The organism is Pseudomonas mangiferae (assembly GCF_007109405.1).
GTDB classification, from domain to species: Bacteria; Pseudomonadota; Gammaproteobacteria; order Pseudomonadales; family Pseudomonadaceae; genus Pseudomonas_T; species Pseudomonas_T mangiferae.
The window spans coordinates 15,839-34,394 of sequence record NZ_VJOY01000015.1 but is presented as its reverse complement, the minus strand read 5'-3'; the positions used below and the strand labels follow the sequence as shown (position 1 = coordinate 34,394).

Annotated in this window: 17 protein-coding genes and 1 pseudogene; 8 read left to right on the top strand and 10 right to left on the bottom strand. The window is 63.1% G+C overall.

The genetic code is table 11. The features are described from left to right. The first annotated feature begins 16 nt into the window (after window positions 1-16). From FM069_RS17640 to FM069_RS17605, 8 genes are all read left to right on the top strand, one after another. Window positions 17-985 carry a phosphate ABC transporter substrate-binding protein PstS family protein gene (locus FM069_RS17640; protein WP_143489698.1) on the top strand — a complete coding sequence of 323 codons (969 nt, stop codon included), beginning with the start codon at window positions 17-19 and terminating at the stop codon, window positions 983-985. A 195-nt stretch (window positions 986-1,180) separates the two neighbouring features. Then, window positions 1,181-3,436, top strand: coding sequence for an ABC transporter permease subunit (locus FM069_RS17635; RefSeq protein ID WP_143489697.1), 2,256 nt, complete (start codon window positions 1,181-1,183; stop codon window positions 3,434-3,436). Between the two features lie 70 nt (window positions 3,437-3,506). Next, entirely contained in the window at window positions 3,507-5,177 is a 1,671-nt protein-coding gene (gene pstA, locus FM069_RS17630; RefSeq protein WP_143489696.1) for a phosphate ABC transporter permease PstA, read from the top strand. 49 nt (window positions 5,178-5,226) lie between these two features. Continuing rightward, window positions 5,227-6,057 carry a phosphate ABC transporter ATP-binding protein PstB gene (gene pstB, locus FM069_RS17625; protein WP_143489695.1) on the top strand — a complete coding sequence of 277 codons (831 nt, stop codon included), beginning with the start codon at window positions 5,227-5,229 and terminating at the stop codon, window positions 6,055-6,057. Window positions 6,058-6,129: 72 nt separating this feature from the next. Then, entirely contained in the window at window positions 6,130-6,858 is a 729-nt protein-coding gene (gene phoU, locus FM069_RS17620) for a phosphate signaling complex protein PhoU (RefSeq protein ID WP_143489694.1), read from the top strand. Between the two features lie 100 nt (window positions 6,859-6,958). After that, window positions 6,959-7,870, top strand: coding sequence for a response regulator (locus tag FM069_RS17615; RefSeq protein WP_143489693.1), 912 nt, complete (start codon window positions 6,959-6,961; stop codon window positions 7,868-7,870). An 80-nt stretch (window positions 7,871-7,950) separates the two neighbouring features. Continuing rightward, window positions 7,951-8,787, top strand: a complete 837-nt coding sequence (locus FM069_RS17610; RefSeq protein WP_143489692.1) for a peptidoglycan DD-metalloendopeptidase family protein — start codon at window positions 7,951-7,953, stop codon at window positions 8,785-8,787. A 114-nt stretch (window positions 8,788-8,901) separates the two neighbouring features. Then, window positions 8,902-9,798 carry a peptidoglycan DD-metalloendopeptidase family protein gene (locus tag FM069_RS17605; RefSeq protein ID WP_143489691.1) on the top strand — a complete coding sequence of 299 codons (897 nt, stop codon included), beginning with the start codon at window positions 8,902-8,904 and terminating at the stop codon, window positions 9,796-9,798. Window positions 9,799-9,846: 48 nt separating this feature from the next. Here FM069_RS17605 and FM069_RS17600 read toward each other — a convergent pair whose 3' ends face one another. The 10 genes and pseudogenes from FM069_RS17600 to phoR form a co-directional block, all read right to left on the bottom strand. Then, the gene (locus tag FM069_RS17600) at window positions 9,847-11,187 is read right to left on the bottom strand and encodes a hemolysin family protein (protein WP_143489690.1); all 1,341 of its coding nucleotides are present in this window, start codon (window positions 11,185-11,187) and stop codon (window positions 9,847-9,849) included. A 190-nt stretch (window positions 11,188-11,377) separates the two neighbouring features. After that, the gene (locus FM069_RS17595) at window positions 11,378-11,758 is read right to left on the bottom strand and encodes a hypothetical protein (protein WP_143489689.1); all 381 of its coding nucleotides are present in this window, start codon (window positions 11,756-11,758) and stop codon (window positions 11,378-11,380) included. Between the two features lie 305 nt (window positions 11,759-12,063). Further along, window positions 12,064-12,444 carry a hypothetical protein gene (locus tag FM069_RS17590; protein ID WP_143489688.1) on the bottom strand — a complete coding sequence of 127 codons (381 nt, stop codon included), beginning with the start codon at window positions 12,442-12,444 and terminating at the stop codon, window positions 12,064-12,066. Window positions 12,445-12,665: 221 nt separating this feature from the next. Beyond that, a complete protein-coding gene (locus FM069_RS17585) occupies window positions 12,666-13,115 on the bottom strand; it encodes a hypothetical protein (RefSeq protein WP_143489687.1) in 450 nt (149 codons plus the stop codon). 478 nt (window positions 13,116-13,593) lie between these two features. Next, a pseudogene (locus tag FM069_RS21920) lies at window positions 13,594-14,235 on the bottom strand (RHS repeat-associated core domain-containing protein); the annotation flags it as partial. A gap of 24 nt (window positions 14,236-14,259) precedes the next feature. After that, window positions 14,260-15,135 (bottom strand): hypothetical protein, encoded by an 876-nt coding sequence (locus FM069_RS17575; RefSeq protein WP_143489685.1) that lies wholly within the window; start codon window positions 15,133-15,135, stop codon window positions 14,260-14,262. A 2-nt stretch (window positions 15,136-15,137) separates the two neighbouring features. Next, complete coding sequence (locus FM069_RS17570) at window positions 15,138-16,028, bottom strand: DUF2515 family protein (RefSeq protein WP_143489684.1); 891 nt, start codon at window positions 16,026-16,028, stop codon at window positions 15,138-15,140. Window positions 16,029-16,031: 3 nt separating this feature from the next. Next, window positions 16,032-16,412: a hypothetical protein gene (locus tag FM069_RS17565; protein ID WP_143489683.1), complete on the bottom strand. Its 381-nt coding sequence runs from the start codon at window positions 16,410-16,412 to the stop codon at window positions 16,032-16,034. A 74-nt stretch (window positions 16,413-16,486) separates the two neighbouring features. After that, complete coding sequence (locus FM069_RS17560) at window positions 16,487-17,014, bottom strand: DUF6531 domain-containing protein (protein WP_143489682.1); 528 nt, start codon at window positions 17,012-17,014, stop codon at window positions 16,487-16,489. A gap of 196 nt (window positions 17,015-17,210) precedes the next feature. After that, complete coding sequence (gene phoR, locus FM069_RS17555) at window positions 17,211-18,530, bottom strand: phosphate regulon sensor histidine kinase PhoR (protein ID WP_143489681.1); 1,320 nt, start codon at window positions 18,528-18,530, stop codon at window positions 17,211-17,213. Between the last annotated feature and the right edge of the window lie 26 nt (window positions 18,531-18,556).

Below are 18,556 nucleotides of genomic sequence, written 5' to 3'. Positions count from 1 at the left end.
CTGCTAGGAGCAAGGCATGAAACTGAAGCGTTTGATGGCGGCACTCACCTTCGCCACCGCCGGCGTGAGTGCTGTTAACGCGATTGCCGCCATCGATCCGGCTCTGCCGACCTATGAAAAGACCACCGGGGTTTCCGGCAACCTGTCCAGCGTAGGGTCCGATTCCCTGGCCAACCTCATGACCCTGTGGGCCGAGGAATACAAGAAGCTCTATCCGAACGTCAACATCCAGATCCAGGCCGCCGGTTCCTCCACCGCGCCGCCGGCGCTAACCGAGGGCACCGCCAACCTCGGCCCCATGAGCCGCACCATGAAGGACAACGAGCTGCAGGCCTTCGAGGAAAAATACGGCTACAAGCCGACCCCGGTCCCGGTGGCCATCGACGCCCTGGCGGTGTTCGTGCACAAGGACAACCCCATCAAGAGCCTGGACCTGGCCCAGGTGGACGCGATCTTCTCCAGCAACCGCCTGTGCGGTGGCGAGAAGGAGCTCAAGACCTGGGGCGACCTGGGCCTGACCGGCGAGTGGGCCAACAAGCCGATCCAGCTGTTCGGCCGCAACTCGGTGTCCGGCACCTACGGCTATTTCAAGGAAGAAGCCCTCTGCAAGGGTGACTTCAAGGCCAACGTCAACGAGCAGCCCGGCTCGGCCTCGGTGGTGCAGTCCATCTCCAGCACCGTCAACGCCATCGGCTACTCCGGCATCGGCTACAAGACCGCCAGCGTGCGCGCCGTGCCCCTGTCGAAGAAGGGCGGCGAGATCGAAGAAGCCAACGAGGCCAACGCCCTGTCCGGCAAGTACCCCCTGGCGCGCTTCTTCTACGTCTACGTGAACAAGGCGCCGAACAAGCCGCTGGAACCCCTGGAAGCCCAGTTCTTGAAGATGGTGCTGTCCAAGCAGGGCCAGGAAGTGGTGGTCAAGGACGGTTACATCCCGCTGCCGTCCAAGGTGGTGGAGAAGGCCCGCAAGGACCTGGGCCTGTAAGGAAAGCGCCTCTCGGGCAGGGAAGCCCAGGCTCCGTACGGCACGCGCCGGCCTCGTCCGGGCCGCGTCCGACGGACCCGGAGACGCGCCCGCCACTGCCGACAGTGGCGGGCGTCGTCGCGTCACCGTCGTGTAATGTTTCTGTCACACAACCCTTTTAGGGTGTGCGCACATGAATGACCGGGCTCCGAGATCATGACCGCTTCCCAGAATTCGCACCGGCTGGATTTCAATACCCCGGCCCTGCAGCGCAAGCGCCGGCTCCGTGCCTTCAAGGACCGCCTGACGCGCTGGTATGTCTCCATCGGCGGCCTGGCGGTGCTGGGCACCATCACGCTGATCTTCTTCTACCTCGCCCACGTGGTGCTGCCGATCTTCCAGGGCGCCGAGCTGAAGGCGCGCGCGCCGATGCAGCCGGCCTGGCTGGCGAGCGAGGAGCAGCCCCTGCTGCTGGCCATCGAGGAACAGAACCAGGTGGCGATGCGCCTGGACCGCCTCGGCCACCTGCAGTTCTTCGCCACCAAGGACGGCACCGCCCTGCAACGCCTGCAGCTGCCGATCCCGGAAGGCGCCAGTATCGTCTCGGTGGCCGAGGACCAGCCGGGCAGTCACCGCGCCCTGGTGGGCCTGTCCGACGGCACCGCCCTGGCGTTCCAGGTGAGCTACAAGGTCACCTACCCGGACAACCACAAGACCATCACCCCCGAGCTGGCCTACCCGCTGGGCGAGACGCCGGTACAGCTCGACCCCCGCGGCCGGCCCCTGGAGCACGTGGCCCTGAGCCTGGACGGCAGCTCGCTGTTCGTCGGCGGCGCCACCGGCAGCGAACTGCACGCCCTGAGCCTGGAGAAGCAGAGCAACCTGCTCACCGGCGAGGGCACCCTGGAGCAGACCCGCCTGGAGCTGCCGCAGATCGCCGAGCCGATCCACGCGCTGCTGGTCGACCCGCGCCAGCAGTGGCTCTACGTGATCAACGGCAGCGCCACCGCCGATGTCTTCGACCTGCGCCGCAAGCGCCTCAACGGCCGCTACAGCCTGCTGGACGGCGATGCCCGGGTCACCGCGGCGAGCCCGCTGCTGGGAGGCATCTCGCTGATGATCGGCGACTCCACTGGCGGCATCCGCCAATGGTTCATGGTCCGCGACAAGCACGGCAAGTCGGTGCTCACGCCGATCCGCGACTTCCGTCTGGGCGATGCACCCATCACCCAGATCCTTCCGGAGGAGCGCCGCAAGGGCTTCCTCGCCCTGGACGAGAAGGGCGCCCTGGGCATCTTCCACAGCACCGCCCACCGCACCCTGCTGACCCAGCCGGTGCTGGACGGCGCCGGCATCGGCGCGTTGTCGCCGCGGGCCAACCGCCTGCTGCTGGAGCGCGACGGCCAACTGTTGCCCCTGGTGATCCGCAACCCGCACCCGGAAATCTCCTGGAGCGCGCTGTGGGGCAAGGTCTGGTACGAGAGCTACGACGAGCCGCGCTACATCTGGCAATCCACCTCGGCCAACGGCGACTTCGAGCCCAAGCTGAGCCTCTCGCCGCTGACCTTCGGCACCCTCAAGGCGGCCTTCTACGCCATGCTCATGGCCACCCCCCTGGCCATTGCCGCGGCGATCTACACCGCCTACTTCATGGCGCCGCGCATGCGCCGCAAGGTGAAGCCGGTGATCGAGCTGATGGAGGCGCTGCCGACGGTGATCCTCGGCTTCTTCGCCGGGCTGTTCCTCGCGCCCTATGTGGAAGGCCACCTGCCGGGCATCTTCAGCCTGCTGCTGCTGATGCCGGTGGGCATCCTGCTGGCGGCCTACCTCTGGAGCCGGCTGCCGGAATCGGTGCGCCTGCGGGTGCCGGACGGCTGGGAGGCGGCGCTGCTGATCCCGGCGATCCTGCTGGTGGGGGCCTTCGCCCTGTCCATGAGCGGCCACCTGGAGAACGCCTTCTTCGGCGGCGACATGCGCATCTGGCTGCATGACCACGGCGTCCCCTTCGACCAGCGCAACGCCCTGGTGGTGGGCCTGGCCATGGGCTTCGCGGTGATCCCGAACATCTTCTCCATCGCCGAGGACGCGGTGTTCAGCGTGCCCCGCAGCCTGACCTTCGGCTCCCTGGCCCTGGGCGCCACCCCCTGGCAGACCCTGACCCGGGTGGTGCTGCTGACCGCCAGCCCGGGCATCTTCTCGGCGCTGATGATCGGCATGGGCCGCGCCGTGGGCGAGACCATGATCGTGCTGATGGCCACCGGCAACACGCCGATCATGGACATCAACATCTTCGAGGGCCTGCGCACCCTGGCCGCCAACGTGGCGGTGGAGATGCCCGAATCCGAAGTGGGCAGCAGCCACTACCGCGTGCTGTTCCTCGCCGCGCTGGTGCTGCTGAGCTTCACCTTCGTGATGAACACCCTGGCGGAGCTGATCCGCACCCGGCTGCGCAAGAAATATGCGTCGCTATGATCCCCGGCCCCCGGTGGGCCTTTCCGGTGAAACCCGGCCGTTGTCCGGCCGGGTGCAAGGTGAGCGAGCAGTGAAACGAGACTCCCTGAGTAACTGGTTCAAGAGCGGCGCCCCCTGGGTGTGGCTGAACGCCGGCGCGGTGTCCATCGCGGTGATCATGACCGTCGGCCTGCTGGCGGTGATCGCCGTGCGCGGCTTCGGCCACTTCTGGCCGGCCGACGTGCTGGAAGCGCGCTACACGGTGCCGGGCCAGCCGGCCAAGGTGCTCGCCGGCGAGCAGGTGGAGGCCGAGCAGGTGCCCCGGGCACGGCTCGCCGCGGCCGGGCTGCCGGTGAACGTCGAGGGCGGCGAGTTCATGACCCGCGAGCTGCTCAAGGTGGGCAACCGTGAGCTGTATGGCGCCGACTTCAGCTGGGTGGTGGGCGAGTGGCTGGGCGACACCCACCGGCCGGCCGAGCTGATGGTGCTGGAGCGCCGCGACTGGGGCAATTTCTACGGCTACCTGCTGGAGGTGCGCGAGAACGGCCAGCCGGTGGCCCAGGGCGACGCCGCCTGGGGCGAGCTGCAAGGCCGCCTGCACCGGGTCGACGCGCTCTACGACCAGCTGCAGCGGGTGCAGAAGACCGACATCGGCCGAGTCAACCATGGCCTGGAGCGGCTGCGCCTGGAAAGCCGCCGCCTAGCGCTGCAGGGCAAGCTGGACGACGCCGCCCAGGCCGAGCTGGATGCCGAGCGGGACGGCTGGACCGCCCAGTACCAGGACCTGGAGAATCGCCTGGCGGAGCTGAACCGCGAATTCGACCGGGACAGCCTCACCGTGCGCACCGCCGATGGCCAGGAGCAGGAGATCCGCCTGGGCAAGATCGTCCGCGCCTACCGGCCCAATGCCATGTCGCTGCCGCAGAAGTTCGCCTTCTACTTCGCCAAGCTGTGGGAATTCGTCAGCGACGAACCGCGGGAAGCCAACACCGAGGGCGGGGTGTTCCCGGCGATCTTCGGCACCGTGATGATGACCCTGATCATGGCCATCATCGTCACCCCGTTCGGCGTGCTGGCGGCCATCTACCTGCGCGAATATGCCCGCCAGGGGCCGCTGACGCGGATCATCCGCATCGCCGTGAACAACCTGGCCGGGGTCCCGGCCATCGTCTACGGGGTGTTCGGCCTGGGCTTCTTCGTCTACGTGCTGGGTGGCTCCCTGGACCGGCTGTTCTTCCCCGAGGCCGCGCCGGCGCCCACCTTCGGCACCCCGGGCCTGCTCTGGGCCTCCCTGACCCTGGCGATCCTCGCCGTGCCGGTGGTGATCGTCGCCACCGAGGAAGGCCTGGCGCGCATCCCCCGCAGCCTGCGGGAAGGCTCCCTGGCCCTGGGCGCGACCAAGGCCGAAACCCTTTGGAAGGTGGTGCTGCCCATGGCCAGCCCGGCGATGATGACCGGCCTGATCCTGGCGGTGGCCCGCGCCGCCGGCGAGGTGGCGCCGCTGATGCTGGTGGGGGTGGTCAAGCTGGCGCCGAGCCTGCCGCTGGACGGCAACTACCCGTACCTGCACCTGGACCAGAAGATCATGCACCTGGGCTTCCACATCTACGACGTGGGCTTCCAGAGCCCCAACGTCGAGGCCGCGCGGCCCCTGGTGTACGCCACCGCGCTGCTGCTGGTGCTGGTGATCGCCCTGCTCAACCTCAGTGCGGTATTCATCCGCAACCACCTGCGCGAGAAATACAAGGCGCTGGACCATTGATCGAGCCGCGGGCCGGCGGCGCCGGCCCCGCGTCTCCACGGAGACCCCCATGGCAGACTTGCACACCCGTCCCCTCGACATGGCCGCCCTTGGCCGCGGCAAGCAGAACCTGCGCCTGGCCGACGAGGCGGTGGCCCTGGAAGTACCGGGCCTGAACCTCTTCTACGGCGAGAAGCAGGCGCTGTTCGACGTCGCCCTGAACATCCCCAAGCAACGGGTGACCGCCTTCATCGGCCCGTCCGGCTGCGGCAAGTCGACCCTGCTGCGCACCTTCAACCGAATGAACGACCTGGTGGACGGCTGCCGCGTGGACGGCCAGATCCTCCTCGACGGCCACGACATCTACCGCAAGGGCGAGGACGTGGCCGAGCTGCGCCGGCGCGTCGGCATGGTGTTCCAGAAACCCAACCCGTTCCCCAAGAGCATCTACGAGAACGTGGTCTACGGCCTGCGCATCCAGGGCATCAACCAGAAGCGCGTACTGGACGAGGCGGTGGAGTGGGCGCTGAAGAGCGCCGCCCTGTGGGACGAGGTGAAGGACCGCCTGCACGAATCGGCCCTGGGCCTCTCCGGCGGTCAGCAGCAGCGCTTGGTGATCGCCCGCACGGTGGCGGTGCAACCGGAGGTGCTGCTGCTGGACGAACCCTGCTCGGCCCTGGACCCCATCTCCACCCTCAAGGTGGAAGAGCTGATCTACGAGCTGAAGGCCAACTACACCATCGTCATCGTCACCCACAACATGCAGCAGGCCGCGCGCGTCTCGGACTACACCGCGTTCATGTACATGGGCAAGCTGATCGAATACGGCGACACCGACACCCTGTTCACCAACCCGGCGAAGAAACACACCGAGGACTACATCACCGGGCGCTATGGTTAATCTCAGCCTCATCCCTCGGGACGCTCGCCGTCCGCCCCTACAGCTTTCGACCCGCGGCCCCCGGAGCTCGCCATGATCAACACAGACAGCCTCACCCATCACATCTCCCAGCAGTTCAACGCCGAGCTGGAAGAGGTGCGCAGTCATCTCCTGGCGATGGGCGGGCTGGTGGAAAAACAGGTCAACGACGCCGTCACCGCGCTGATCGAGGCCGACTCGGGCCTGGCCCAGCAGGTCCGCGAGATCGACGACCAGACCAACCAGATGGAGCGCAACATCGACGAGGAGTGCCTGCGCATCCTCGCCCGCCGGCAGCCGGCGGCCTCCGACCTGCGCCTCATCATCAGCATCTCCAAGTCGGTGATCGACCTGGAGCGGATCGGCGACGAGGCCTCGAAGATCGCCCGCCGCGCCCTGCAGCTGTGCGAGGAGGGCGAGTCGCCCCGGGGCTACGTGGAGGTGCGCCACATCGGCGACCAGGTGCGCAAGATGGTCCAGGAGGCCCTGGATGCCTTCGCCCGCTTCGACGCCGACCTGGCCCTGGCGGTGGCCCAGTACGACAAGACCGTCGACCGCGAGTACAAGACCGCCCTGCGCGAGCTGGTCACCTACATGATGGAAGACCCGCGCTCCATCTCCCGGGTGCTCAGCGTGATCTGGGCGCTGCGCTCCCTGGAGCGCATCGGCGACCATGCGCGCAACATCGCCGAACTGGTGATCTACCTGGTGCGCGGCACCGACGTACGCCACCTGGGGCTGGCCCGCATGGAGCAGGAAGTCCAGGGTCCGCCCGAACCCTGAGGCCGTGATCCGGCGCGGGAATCGCCGCGCCGGTCGAACAGGCTTGGCAAAGCGCTGGCCGCCCGGACTATGCTTAGCCCGTTATCCGTAGGAGCGGTCGATGAGCAAAGTCAATGTGCTGGTGGTGGATGATGCGTCCTTTATCCGGGATCTGGTGAAGAAGGGCCTGCGTGATCATTTTCCCGGCATCCAGATCGAAGAAGCCACCAACGGCCGCAAGGCCCAGCAGATGCTCGCCCGCCAGCCCGCCGACCTGATCCTCTGCGACTGGGAAATGCCCGAGATGTCCGGCCTGGAACTGCTCACCTGGTGTCGCCAGCAGGACGAGCTGAAGAAGGTGCCGTTCATCATGGTCACCAGCCGCGGCGACAAGGAGAACGTGGTGCAGGCGATCCAGGCGGGGGTCAGCGACTTCATCGGCAAGCCGTTCTCCAACGACCAGCTCACCAGCAAGGTGAAGAAGGCCCTGAGCCGGGCCGGCAAGCTCGCCGCCCTGACCAGCTCCGCGCCGAAGATGCTCAGCACCGGCGCCTTCGCCAACGATTCCCTCGCCGCCCTCACCGGCGGCAAGGCGGACGTCATCAAGAGCGCCGCGCCGGCCCCGGCGGCCGCCTTCCAGCCCCCGGCCGCCGCGGCGCCACGCCCTTCCGCCGCACCCGCCGGGCAGGCCAGCGGCGGCCGCGGCCAGGCCCAGCTGCGCCTGCCGTCCGGCGTGCTCGGTTGCATGATCAAGGCCCTCAGCCTCAAGGATGCGCACCTGGTGGTGCGCCGCGGCGAGCCGCTGCCCCAGGTGCTGGAAAGCGCCGTGCTGGACCTGGAGCAGGGCGAGGGTGGCGAGGTGGCACGGCTCAACGGCTACCTGCACGCCATCGCCGCGCTGGAGCCCAAGCCCGACAGTGAGTGGCTGCAGCTGACCTTCCGCTTCGTCGACCGCGACCCGCAGAAGCTCGACTACCTGTCCCGCTTGATCGCCCGGGGCACCGCCCAGAAACACTTCAGCCCCGGCGCCTGAGACCGCCTCGACAACCGGCGCCCCGCCCGGCACCCGGGGCTGGTAGGCTTTGCGCCGGTTTTCCCCTGTGTAGTCGACCCATGCCCGGACGCCTGAGCCTCCTCTGCCTCGCCTTCCTCGCGACGCCCGCCCTGGCGGGGTTCTACAAGTCCGTGGATGCCAACGGCGTGGTCACCTACGGCAACCGCCAGGGCGCGGCCAGCGCACCGGCGGCGCCCGCGTCGGCCGGGGCCTCGCCGACTCGTTTCGCCGAGCAGCGCGACGCCCTCTACGGCGCCATGGACGTGGACCCCGAGCAGAAGCGCCTGAATGCCGGGCTGCCGACCCAGGACGCGGAGCCGGAGCCCACCGGGCCGGGCGGGGTGACCCTGGCGATGCTGCTGCAGCGCGACCTGGACCAGCTGCTGCGGGAAAGCGCGCCGTCGCCCGCCGAGCCGCCACCGGGCGCCGAGGGCAGCTACCGGTACCCGCTGCCGTGGGTCGGCGGTCCGTTCCGGGTCAGCCAGGGCGCCAACGGTGGCTTCAGCCACCACACCGTCAAGAGCCGCTATGCCCTGGACATCGCCATGCCCGAGGGCACGCCCATCGTCGCCGCCCGCGCCGGCCGGGTGCTCACCGTGCGCAACGACCAGGCCGGCCGCGAAGGTGACCCGTCCGGTAACCACGTGCGGGTCCTCCACCGCGACGGCAGCATGAGCGTCTACCTGCACCTGCAGCCGGGCTCGGTGGCGGTCCACGAAGGTCAACTGGTGGAGGTGGGCACGCCCCTGGCCCGCTCCGGCAACACCGGCCACAGCACCGGCCCGCACCTGCACTTCGTGGTACAGCGCAACGTGGGCAACCGCGTCGAGTCGATTCCCTTCGAGTTCGCCGAGCCGGTCGGGGTCCTGCCCAGCTTCGCCCTCGGCAAACAGTGATCCACGCCTCATCCGCGCGGCCCGCGGCTACCGTCTGACGGCCGGCGTCTCGCCCGGCGCCGGATGCGCTGCTAGGCTTTGCCTCCGACCCCGTTCCCACTCGACGTACCGGCCATGCTTGGGCGCAGCTTGCTCTTCTGCGGTCTGCTGGCGACGGCCCTGCCGTCCGCTGCGCTGACCATCTACAAATACACCGACGCCAACGGGGTGGTGACCTATACCGACAAGGCCGCCCCCGGCGCCCAGGTGTTCGTGTTTCGCGACCGCATGGTGGAGCGCCTGGACAACCAGGTGAAGCTGGAGACCAAGAAGCACGCCGCCGGCGAGACCCTGGTGGTGCGCAATGACCTGTTCGCCCCGGTGGAGGTGGAGCTGAGCCTGGAGCAGGCGGACAACCTCAGCGGCGCCCCGGACGGGCCGATCCACTGGGTGCTGCCGGCGCGCAGCCACATCCGCCTGGCCACCCTGGCGCCGCTGAACGCCGCCCGGCCCATGCGCTACAAGCCCCGGCTCCGCTACGCCCTGGGCGACCCGCGGCTGCAGCCGCAGCTCTATCGCTACCCGTTGCCGTGGATCGGCGGCCCGTTCCGCCAGAGCCAGGGCGCCAACGGCCAGTACAGCCATTTCACCCCCAAGGGGCGCTACGCCATCGACATCGCCATGCCCGAAGGCACGCCCATCGTCGCCGCCCGGGCGGGCACCGTGGTGAAGATCGAGAACCAGCAGAGCGGGCGCGGCAACAACCCATCGGGCAACTTCGTGCGCCTCCTCCACGACGACGGCACCATGGGCGTGTACCTGCACCTGATGCGCGGCTCGGTGAGCGTCAACGAAGGGCAGCGGATCGAGGTGGGCACCGCCATTGGCCGCTCCGGCAACACCGGCAACAGCAGCGGCCCGCACCTGCACTTCGTGGTCCAGCGCAACGTCGGGCTGGCCCTGGAGTCAATCCCGTTCCAGTTCGCCCAGCCGGTGGACAGCCTGCCGAACTTCGCCATCGGCAACCGCTGAGGGTGCAGATGAAAAAAGCCCGGCGGATGCCGGGCTTTTTCGTGGGGGTCAGTCCTGCTTGAGGACTTTGGCGAGGATGATCTTCGGGCCCTTCATCTTCTTCACGATGATCCGCAGGCCGTCGGTGTCCAGCACCTCTTCCTCTTCCGGCATGCGCTTGAGGCTCTCGTAGATCAGGCCGGCCAGGGTATCCGCCTCGATGTGGTCGAGGTCCACCCCCAGCAGCCGCTCGATCTTGAACAGCGGCGTATCGCCCCGCACCAGCAGCTTGCCCGGCTGGTAGGCGAGGATGCCGCGCTCGGCCTTGCGGTGCTCGTCCTGGATGTCGCCGACCAACACCTCCAGCACGTCTTCCATGGTCAGGTAGCCGATGACCTTGCCGTCGGCTTCCTCCACCAGGGCGAAGTGGGCGCTGCCCAGGCGGAACTGCTCCAGCAGCTGGGTCAGCGGCGTGTGCCGGGTGACCCGTTCCAGCGGCCGCAGCAGCTCGTCCAGGTCGAAGGTCTCCGGCATGCTCTCCAGGGCGGTGAGCGCCAGCAGCAGGTCCTTGATGTGCAACAGGCCGATGAAGTCGTTCTGGGACGCGTCGTACACCGGGTAGCGGCTGTACTTGTGGCGACGGATCACCGCCAGGATGTCCGACAGCGGCGCGGCGTGGTCCAGGTAGATCAGGTCCTCGCGGGAGTTGGCCCAGTCGGCCACCTCCAGCTCACCCAGCTCCACCGCCGAGGCCAGCACCCGCATGTCCTGGTCGCTGGGGTCGCGGGCGCGGCTGGAATGGAGGATCAGCTTCAGCTCGTCGCGGCTGTAGTGGTGCTCGTGATGCGGCCCTGGCTCGCCCTGGCCGGCCACCCTCAGGATGGCGTTGGCGCTGGCGTTGAGCAGGTAAATGGCCGGGTACATCAGCCAGTAGAAGAGGTACAGCGGCACTGCGGTCCACAGCGACAGCCGCTCCGGCTGGCGGATCGCCCAGGACTTCGGCGCCAGCTCGCCGACCACGATGTGCAGGTAGGAAATGATGAAGAAGGCGGTGAAGAACGACACGCCCTTCACCAGCTCCGGGGTATCGATGCCGGCGCTGGCCAGCAACGGCTCCAGCAGGTGCGCGAAGGCCGGCTCGCCGACCCAGCCCAGGCCCAGGGAGGCCAGGGTGATCCCCAACTGGCAGGCGGACAGGTAGGCATCGAGTTGCGCGTGGACGGTACGCAGGATGCGGCCGCTCCAGCCGTTCTGCTCGGCGATGGCGTCCACCCGGGTGGCGCGCAGCTTGACCATGGCGAACTCCGCGGCCACGAAGAAGCCGTTGAGCAACACTAGGAACAGCGCGAAGAGAATCATGCCGAAATCGGCGAAATAACTGAGCAGGGTCGAACTAGGGGAAGGGTCCATGAGGGGTTCGGGTGGTGGATGACCGGCTAAGGGTGCAGGCTGGTCGCATGGTTTGCAAGCCGCACACCGGCGGCGTTGGGCGGGACCTTGCTACAAAGCATGTGTGGTCTGTATGGGAGGACTATGTGCGCCCAGCAGAAATACCAGCGAAGCCCATTGCCATGGGCAGCGAGCCGCGGACGCCTTGGGCTCAGTCCCCTTCCGGGTAGTACTGAACCTGCTCGACCAGCTCTCCATCTTTGTCCAAGAAAAATCCAGCCTCGCAGACTTCAGGTACCGCCAACGCGCTCGCGTGACTGGCCTGGCTGTCTGGATTCACCTGAACCTCGACGTCATAGGTGAAGTGTTCCGGGCCATCCAGGTTCCTGACGCGCATCTCGCGAATGGAGGGCGTGAAGGTGATGGGCGACATCGTCAGCGTCACGGTAAATCCGCGAAGAGCGAAGTGACGTTCCAGGCCGTAATAGGGGTGGGTTTCACATCTGTCGCCCCAGCCCGTGTTGAACGTTGCTCGACTGAACCTGCTGTTTTCAGCCATCGCTCGGGATAAAAAGATCGGTTCCGTTTTCATGAAGAGAATGGAGCTTGCACTGAAAGAACCGTGCAAAAGTCCCCGATGCCTTCATAAATTTTGTCCAAGTCTCCCTTGTGGCAATCGAGGCGATAGAGGGGTTCACTCTCGTCAGAGGGAAGGGTCAAACTGGTGTTGATTGTTTTCGTGTAGGGAAAAGTGAGCGTTCAGTGGCGAAACCCGGGGCCAGTCTGGACTGTTTGGACTGTTTGGACTGTTTGGCGCTGCGTACACTCCACTCATGAGTAGAAGAGAGAAAATCGTTTTATGAATTTCTCATGTTTCATAGTTGATAATATAGTGGCTCACTTATCACTTATCTTCCACTGCCCTTCTTCTAATGACCAACATTCAGTACCTTCGAAAGGCTGGCTTTTAGAGTTGAATTCTATTGTGGTTGATACTGCGCATTGATCGCATGATTTGGCGCTATCAAGAGCCACTTTGATGGTTTTTATACCTTTGTTGTCTTTGGCCTGAGTATAGGTGTAATTGAAAAAATCCAGATGATGTTTCTCTTTGATGAATTGGGTGTTTAAAGCGCTCTTGGTAAACCATTCTTTCAAAACAACATCGGAGCCAGAGCTATATTTTTTCGCGAAGCTGATGGCTCGCTCTTTCAGCAAAGAATCTTCACAGGATTCTGCCGAAGGATTAAAAATCCAAAGCATTAAAAAAAACAGCAAGCCGGTTTCATGTTATTTTCTAATGTGCTCATTGGGGATTAGGAAATCTGTGACTTTCTCTGTCTGCCTTGTGACCATGGCGTTCTGCACTTTCTGTACTTTATGCCGAAAAGCCTAGATAGCTCTACCCCCGGCCAGCACCAACCCTTGAAACTACCTACACATACCTATTAATCCTCCCAACAACCCAGCAATGACAAGCCGCTGCTGTTACAGCATAATCATTTAAATTTAGTTAAGCAGCGACTCGGCGCATAGCGACTCCAGCTCAGAGAAAATGAAAAACTTCGAGTATTTTCATTTAACTCCAAGGCGGCCGTCATTTTTCCTTTGCAATATTCATATTCTCGAATAGAACCCGCACTTAAAGCTACCCATCCGTCGCGAATTAGCCACTCATTATATTTCTCAGCCACACCAATGGAAGAGTGCATAGCAAATCTATCGGAAATTAGAGCTGACCCAAACCGATCAGACTGATGCCTCTTGATGAATACTGCATCTTTCAATCTAGGTATCTTGTTCATTTCATCACTCAGCTCTCTAAAGCTTACCCCATCGGTTTTATCCATACTTCTTGCGATAGAAAAATAAATTATGGATATAAAAAGCAATCCAGTAACCGCTAAAAATCCCTTTATTAAAATGATATTTTTAATTCGGTACGACATCAGATATCCCCCACTGCCTCCCGGAATTAGAACCGAGACTGGCGCCTGCCTTACCTAGACCGGCACCAACATTCACCGCTGTTCCGGCTGAATTAGCAACAACACTAACACCAACTCCATCATAATAACCAGCACCCGAAGCCCACCCGCCAAGGAAATCGTTCAACTCCTTTCTGTCAGGTGCGGCAGGACATACCAGGTAACCAGCAGAGATATTTGCGCCTCCTGCACTAGACGGGTATCCGCGAACAATGCCGCCACTAGTAAATAAATCTCCATATCTAGTATAAATAATACTACCCGACGCAAAATAGACATCAATTTCGGCAGAGACATAATCTGGGGCAAAAGGATTGTCCCATGTAATCATTCCTTTGATTTTTTCCAGCTCAGCGCTAACCGAATTTATGGCAGCCTGCGCTTGAGCATAACTTCCTAATTGCTGATTACTCATTCCTCCCGCCCCCGCAAAAGGACTCAATCCCAGCGGATCGCTGTAATGGGAAGGATTAATTTCAGAGTAAATGTACCCATTCATCCCCCCCAACAACCCGAGCGGGTCCTGGCTCACGTAGCGTCCAAACTCGGGGGCGTAGTAGCGGTAGCGGTTGTAGTACAGCCCGCTTTCCTCGTCATGGTACTGGCCCTGGAAGCGGATCGGCTGGTTGGTGTCGCCGCGTTCGGCGCGCACCGCGGCCCAGTCGTCCGGTTCGGCCTGCCAGCGCAGCTGGCCGTCTTCGCCGGTCAGGCGCAGCGGGGTGCCCAGGTGGTCGGTGTGGAAGCAGGCCAGCCGCAGCGCGTCCACGGGCGGCCGGTAGGCCTCGGGCAGGGCCTGGCCCTGGCTCGCCAGCAGGCGCCGGGCCTGGATCAGTTCCAGCGGGTCCGGGGCGCGGGCCTGTTCCAGGCGCAGCAGCGGCACGAAGCCGCCCGGTTCGTGCACGGTGGTGCGCAGCCAGTCCTCGCCGACTTCGGCGCACTGGCGGTCGCCGTCCCAGCCGAAGCGGGTGGTGGAGAGGGTGTCGCCGCGCAGCACCTGCTTGAGGATGCGCCGGGAGAGGCCGTCGTAGCGGTAGGCGGCCTTGATTTCATCACCTGCAACACCTCGATAGTGATGTACCAGCCAAAATCACAGGAATCAGATGGTCTATTGCGGCTTAAGCGGACTTAAGCCTGCCTTTCGCAAGGCATTCAAATAGATGCGCATATCGTCGTACTCACAACTCTTATAGTCATCCGGTGAACAAGGGCCATTGGTCCCTACCAAAGGAATACGTCGACGAGCATCTTTGACCAGATTAGACAGTCGCTGATGGAGGTCCAGCCCAGTTATCGATACATCGACACTATAAAGTTGCTCTGCGGGCGGAAGCTTTCTATCTAGTACTTCGATAAGTAGCTGAAATTCGCCAATACCATAAGGTTCTTTGCGTTGCCAATTTCCTACAGGAAATGACTTGTAATCCATATCCCGTCTCGGAAGCTGCATGCGCAGCTTTACTTCTTCCAGAGTGAATTTAAACTTATCTTTACTGATTTTCAAATTGCTGTTATTGAACATTCTTATTAAGTCGGATGCCAGGCTCAGGGCTTCTTCTCGTTTGACCGGATACAGCAACGGCTTGATCGACACGCTTCGAAGGTGCCCAGCAACAAAAACCGGTGACACGAATGTGGAGCGCGGTAAAGTGAAAACGACTTTCGGGAACCCATACTCGACAATAACGGTGCTCATATTGGGCTCAGCGATAGGGTCCATGGAAAAAACTATATAATCGTCAACTCCTTCATAGGGGTTACTTTCAGCAAAAATATTTTTTGGATTATTTTCAATGAACGCATCATATGGCATACCCAGTTCTATTCTGAGGACCCGAGAAGGCCTATTAATATAGGGGCCCCATGGATTTTTTACCTTTTCATAAACCATATGACCTACCCCTGCTATAGCGATGATTAAGGAAAAAAGTATGCCCCAGCCTGAGGTGAGTTTACTTGAAAGCCTCTGGAACGTTCTATGCATTATTAACGTTCCCCTTTATTCCGAATTCCACCCAGAATTTCATTAATCTTATCGGGATTTGTATTGACTTCATCAAATTTAGATAAAAAATTATTTTTATAGAACTTTACGCGATCTTTGGCGTTGGAAACATTCAGATCCCCGGGGAAGCTCAGTCGAGTGCTATCGGATTTATCGCACCCGGAAGTGAAATAAACGCTTTGGTCTACAGCGATCTCTCCTGTTTGCGCATTAATCCATGCCTGTGCGACAAGCAGATTGTCATCCCACATAGCATTTTGCACCACTACACTTTGCTCGTGCTCCGCAATGGCTAATGCTGCGGCCTGTGGGTAATTTTTCATCATTAATTGAATTGCTTCTAGTAAATTTTTTCGATGCTCTTCTTTCAAGTTTACAAGATGACGTTTAATGCACTTCAAAAGCTGCTCGTCCGTCAAAGGCGGCCGCGCCGTTTGATACACCTTCAGGATGGGGTAGATATTCTGAAAAATTGCAACATTGCCTTTTCCTAGAACTTCATTATCTACAAATGGGTTACCCATCATTGTGCATCCCACTTGCTTTGAAACGATGGCGGCAGTTGCAGCCCATTTCTGGTTGGGGTTCTTGAGGTAAAGGTCGGCATACAGAGCATTGATCTGGCGATTGCGCTCGATAGGGTCAGGGTGTTCAGAGATGAAATTCACTTCTTTCATCACATCCGCCCACCGCGCATCACAGCAGTTGCCATCCTTGCATTGATAGACCGGAATATCGGCCCGCATCTTGCGCAGCGTGTCTCGAAACACCGCATTGGCCCGCTCCAATTTTCGCTCGCGCTCGAGTTTGGCTTCATAGACGAGCTGCGCAAATTCATCAAATTCGCCAGGGTATCGCTCCATCGGGTGCATGTATCAGCGGACCTCTTCCCTTATGTCGATGTGCCTCTGCATGATCATCGCCTTGTATAGCCGCTGCGAGCACTCCGATCCCTGCGTGTCGTTCAGAATGGCTGCTGCCCAGGGATAACGCGGATCACCCTCGAAACCCTCTCCCAGTGCCATCTGGCATACGAGGAAATCGAACCACTCCTCTTCGCTGTTAAAACCGTACTGTTTCGCACGCGCGATCCCTCGCTCAATACGGGCCCGCAAGTCGGATGGCGTATAGTCGCCCCAGGGTTCCCTGGCATCGGGAATATAGGTCTGCAGAAAATGCGCCTGCACCTTATCGACGAACGTGTCCTGTTCTGCCTGGGCGAGTTGTTGAAGTTGATGGGCATTGAACTGAATCATGGGAAGTCCGGGAGTATATGGGTCTTGAGCTCCAGGCTTCGTATGCCTGAGAGGGTATCCAGCCAAGAGGATTCTTAGCTCAGCACCGCCCCCTCGTGGCGCTGGGTGGCCTCGGCGACCGCGGCCCAGCGGCCGGTCCAGGGGACGAAGGTCACCCCGTCCGCCACCCCTCCGCGGCACAGCCACAGCAACTCGCTGCCCGAGTAGAACGCCGCCCCCGGCCCCAGCACCGGAAAGTCGATGCGCCGCCCCTGGAAGTCGATCAGGGTGGTGGCGGTGGGCTTAAGCTCCAGGCCCAGCCCTTCCCCGGGCAGGGACCAGCCCTGGCCCAGACTGCCGATGCGCGCGTCCCGGGACAGGTAGCTGCGGCTGAAGGCGAAGGGCGACGGCGCCGGCAGGGCGAAGTCGGTCTCCGCCGGCAGCAGCTTGGCGCCCAGGATCGGGTTCACCGGCTGGCCCACCGCGGGCGAGCAGGTGGGGCAACGGTCCGCCTGGCCGATGGCCGTGCTGCCGACGAATACCGTGGGCGATCCCGTGACCACGTTCTTGCCCGCCACTTCGCTGCCGACGTGGGCGATGGGAAGACCTGCCGACTCTGCCATGAGAGGTGTCCTGTCCGTGAGGGAGCCGGCCGGGCGACGCCTGATGTGCGCGGGAAAAAGGGCCGGGAAAAGGTGGCGCGCATGGTACACGCCCGTCGAACGGCAGACTGTGCACTGCGTCCGGGAATGCAGCGATTGGCCAGCAGGCCTGTTCGGGGACGCGCGGGAGGCCTCAGTGTGGCAAGGCGCTCGCCCCCTACGACGCCTGGCGGGCGATCTGCGCCGGGGGGAAGTGGCAGGTGAAAGTGCTGCCGTGGTTGGGCACGCTGCTGATGTCCAGGCGGCCGCGGTGGCGCAGCAGGACGTGCTTGACGATGGCCAGGCCCAGGCCGGTGCCGCCGGTGGCGCTGGCGCGGCTGGAGTCGACCCGGTAGAAGCGCTCGGTGAGGCGCGGCAGGTGGCGTGCCTCGATGCCGATTCCCGAGTCCTGCACGGCCAGGTGCGCACCCTGCTCGTCGCCCCACCAGCGGATGCGGATCTCGCCCTGGTCCGGGGTGTATTTCACGGCATTGAACACCAGGTTGGAGAAGGCGCTGCGCAGTTCCGCCTCGCTGCCCTTGAGGTCGATGCCGGGCTCCACGTCCAGGGTGAAACGGTGGGCGCGCTGGGCGGACAAGGCCAGGGCGTCGGCCTTGATGGAGCGCAGCAGCGGTTCCATGTGCACCGGCTGGTTGTCCGACGGGTAGTCGGTGGCTTCCAGCTTGGCCAGCAGCAGCAGGTCGTTGAGCAGGTTCTGCATGCGCCCGGCCTGTTGCTGCATCTGCTGCAGCGGACGACGCCAGCGCGGGTTCACGTCCTCGGCGTTGTCGATCAGGGTCTCCAGGTAGCCGGCGATCACCGTCAGCGGGGTGCGCAGTTCGTGGGAGACGTTGGCGACGAAGTCCTTGCGCATCTGCTCCAGCTGATGGAGGCGGGTGACGTCGCGCACCAGCATCAGATGCTCGCCGTTGCCGTAGCGGGTGAAGTGGAACTGCAGGCGCAGGCGGTCGCTGAGGGGGGAGGGCAGGTCCAGCGGCTCGCGGTAGTTGGCCTGCTCGACGTATTCCTTGAAGCGCGGGTGGCGGATCAGGTTGCCGACCGGCTGGCCGCTGTCGTGGGAGGTCTTCAGGCCCAGCAGGGTCTCCGCCGCGGGGTTCCACCACTCCAGGTTGCCGTCGCTGTCCAGCAGCACCACGGCGTCCTTCAGCGCCGTGGTGGATTCCTGCACCCGGTCGATCACCGCCTGCAGGCGGTCGCGGGCGCGCTGGTGGCGGCGTTGCAGGTGGTAGAGGTTGTCCAGCACGTCGCCCCACAGGCCGTGGCTCTCCGGCGGCGGCTCGTCCAGGCGCTGGGTCTGCAGCCAGGTCCGCAAGCGCAGCAGCTGGCGGGTGGTCCAGGCCACCTGCAGGCCCAGGCCGAGGGCCAGGGCCCAGCCGTACTCGCCGGTCACCAGGCCCACCAGCAGGCAGGCGCCCAGCAGCGCCGCCGCCTGGCGCAGCAGGGTGCCGCGCCAGTCCCGGTTCATCCACTCATCCATAGACGGTCGTCCTGCGTACTGCGCAC

Bases quoted from the DNA above. Each gene is read 5' to 3' on its own strand.
- FM069_RS17575 (WP_143489685.1), bottom strand. From the start codon at position 15,135: ATGCATAGAACGTTCCAGAGGCTTTCAAGTAAACTCACCTCAGGCTGG.
- FM069_RS17640 (WP_143489698.1), top strand. From the start codon at position 17: ATGAAACTGAAGCGTTTGATGGCGGCACTCACCTTCGCCACCGCCGGC.
- FM069_RS17610 (WP_143489692.1), top strand. From the start codon at position 7,951: ATGCCCGGACGCCTGAGCCTCCTCTGCCTCGCCTTCCTCGCGACGCCC.
- FM069_RS17595 (WP_143489689.1), bottom strand. From the start codon at position 11,758: ATGAAAACGGAACCGATCTTTTTATCCCGAGCGATGGCTGAAAACAGC.
- pstB (WP_143489695.1), top strand. From the start codon at position 5,227: ATGGCAGACTTGCACACCCGTCCCCTCGACATGGCCGCCCTTGGCCGC.
- FM069_RS17585 (WP_143489687.1), bottom strand. From the start codon at position 13,115: ATGTCGTACCGAATTAAAAATATCATTTTAATAAAGGGATTTTTAGCG.
- FM069_RS17600 (WP_143489690.1), bottom strand. From the start codon at position 11,187: ATGGACCCTTCCCCTAGTTCGACCCTGCTCAGTTATTTCGCCGATTTC.
- FM069_RS17605 (WP_143489691.1), top strand. From the start codon at position 8,902: ATGCTTGGGCGCAGCTTGCTCTTCTGCGGTCTGCTGGCGACGGCCCTG.
- FM069_RS17570 (WP_143489684.1), bottom strand. From the start codon at position 16,028: ATGCACCCGATGGAGCGATACCCTGGCGAATTTGATGAATTTGCGCAG.
- FM069_RS17615 (WP_143489693.1), top strand. From the start codon at position 6,959: ATGAGCAAAGTCAATGTGCTGGTGGTGGATGATGCGTCCTTTATCCGG.
- FM069_RS17565 (WP_143489683.1), bottom strand. From the start codon at position 16,412: ATGATTCAGTTCAATGCCCATCAACTTCAACAACTCGCCCAGGCAGAA.
- phoU (WP_143489694.1), top strand. From the start codon at position 6,130: ATGATCAACACAGACAGCCTCACCCATCACATCTCCCAGCAGTTCAAC.
- phoR (WP_143489681.1), bottom strand. From the start codon at position 18,530: ATGGATGAGTGGATGAACCGGGACTGGCGCGGCACCCTGCTGCGCCAG.
- FM069_RS17635 (WP_143489697.1), top strand. From the start codon at position 1,181: ATGACCGCTTCCCAGAATTCGCACCGGCTGGATTTCAATACCCCGGCC.
- FM069_RS17560 (WP_143489682.1), bottom strand. From the start codon at position 17,014: ATGGCAGAGTCGGCAGGTCTTCCCATCGCCCACGTCGGCAGCGAAGTG.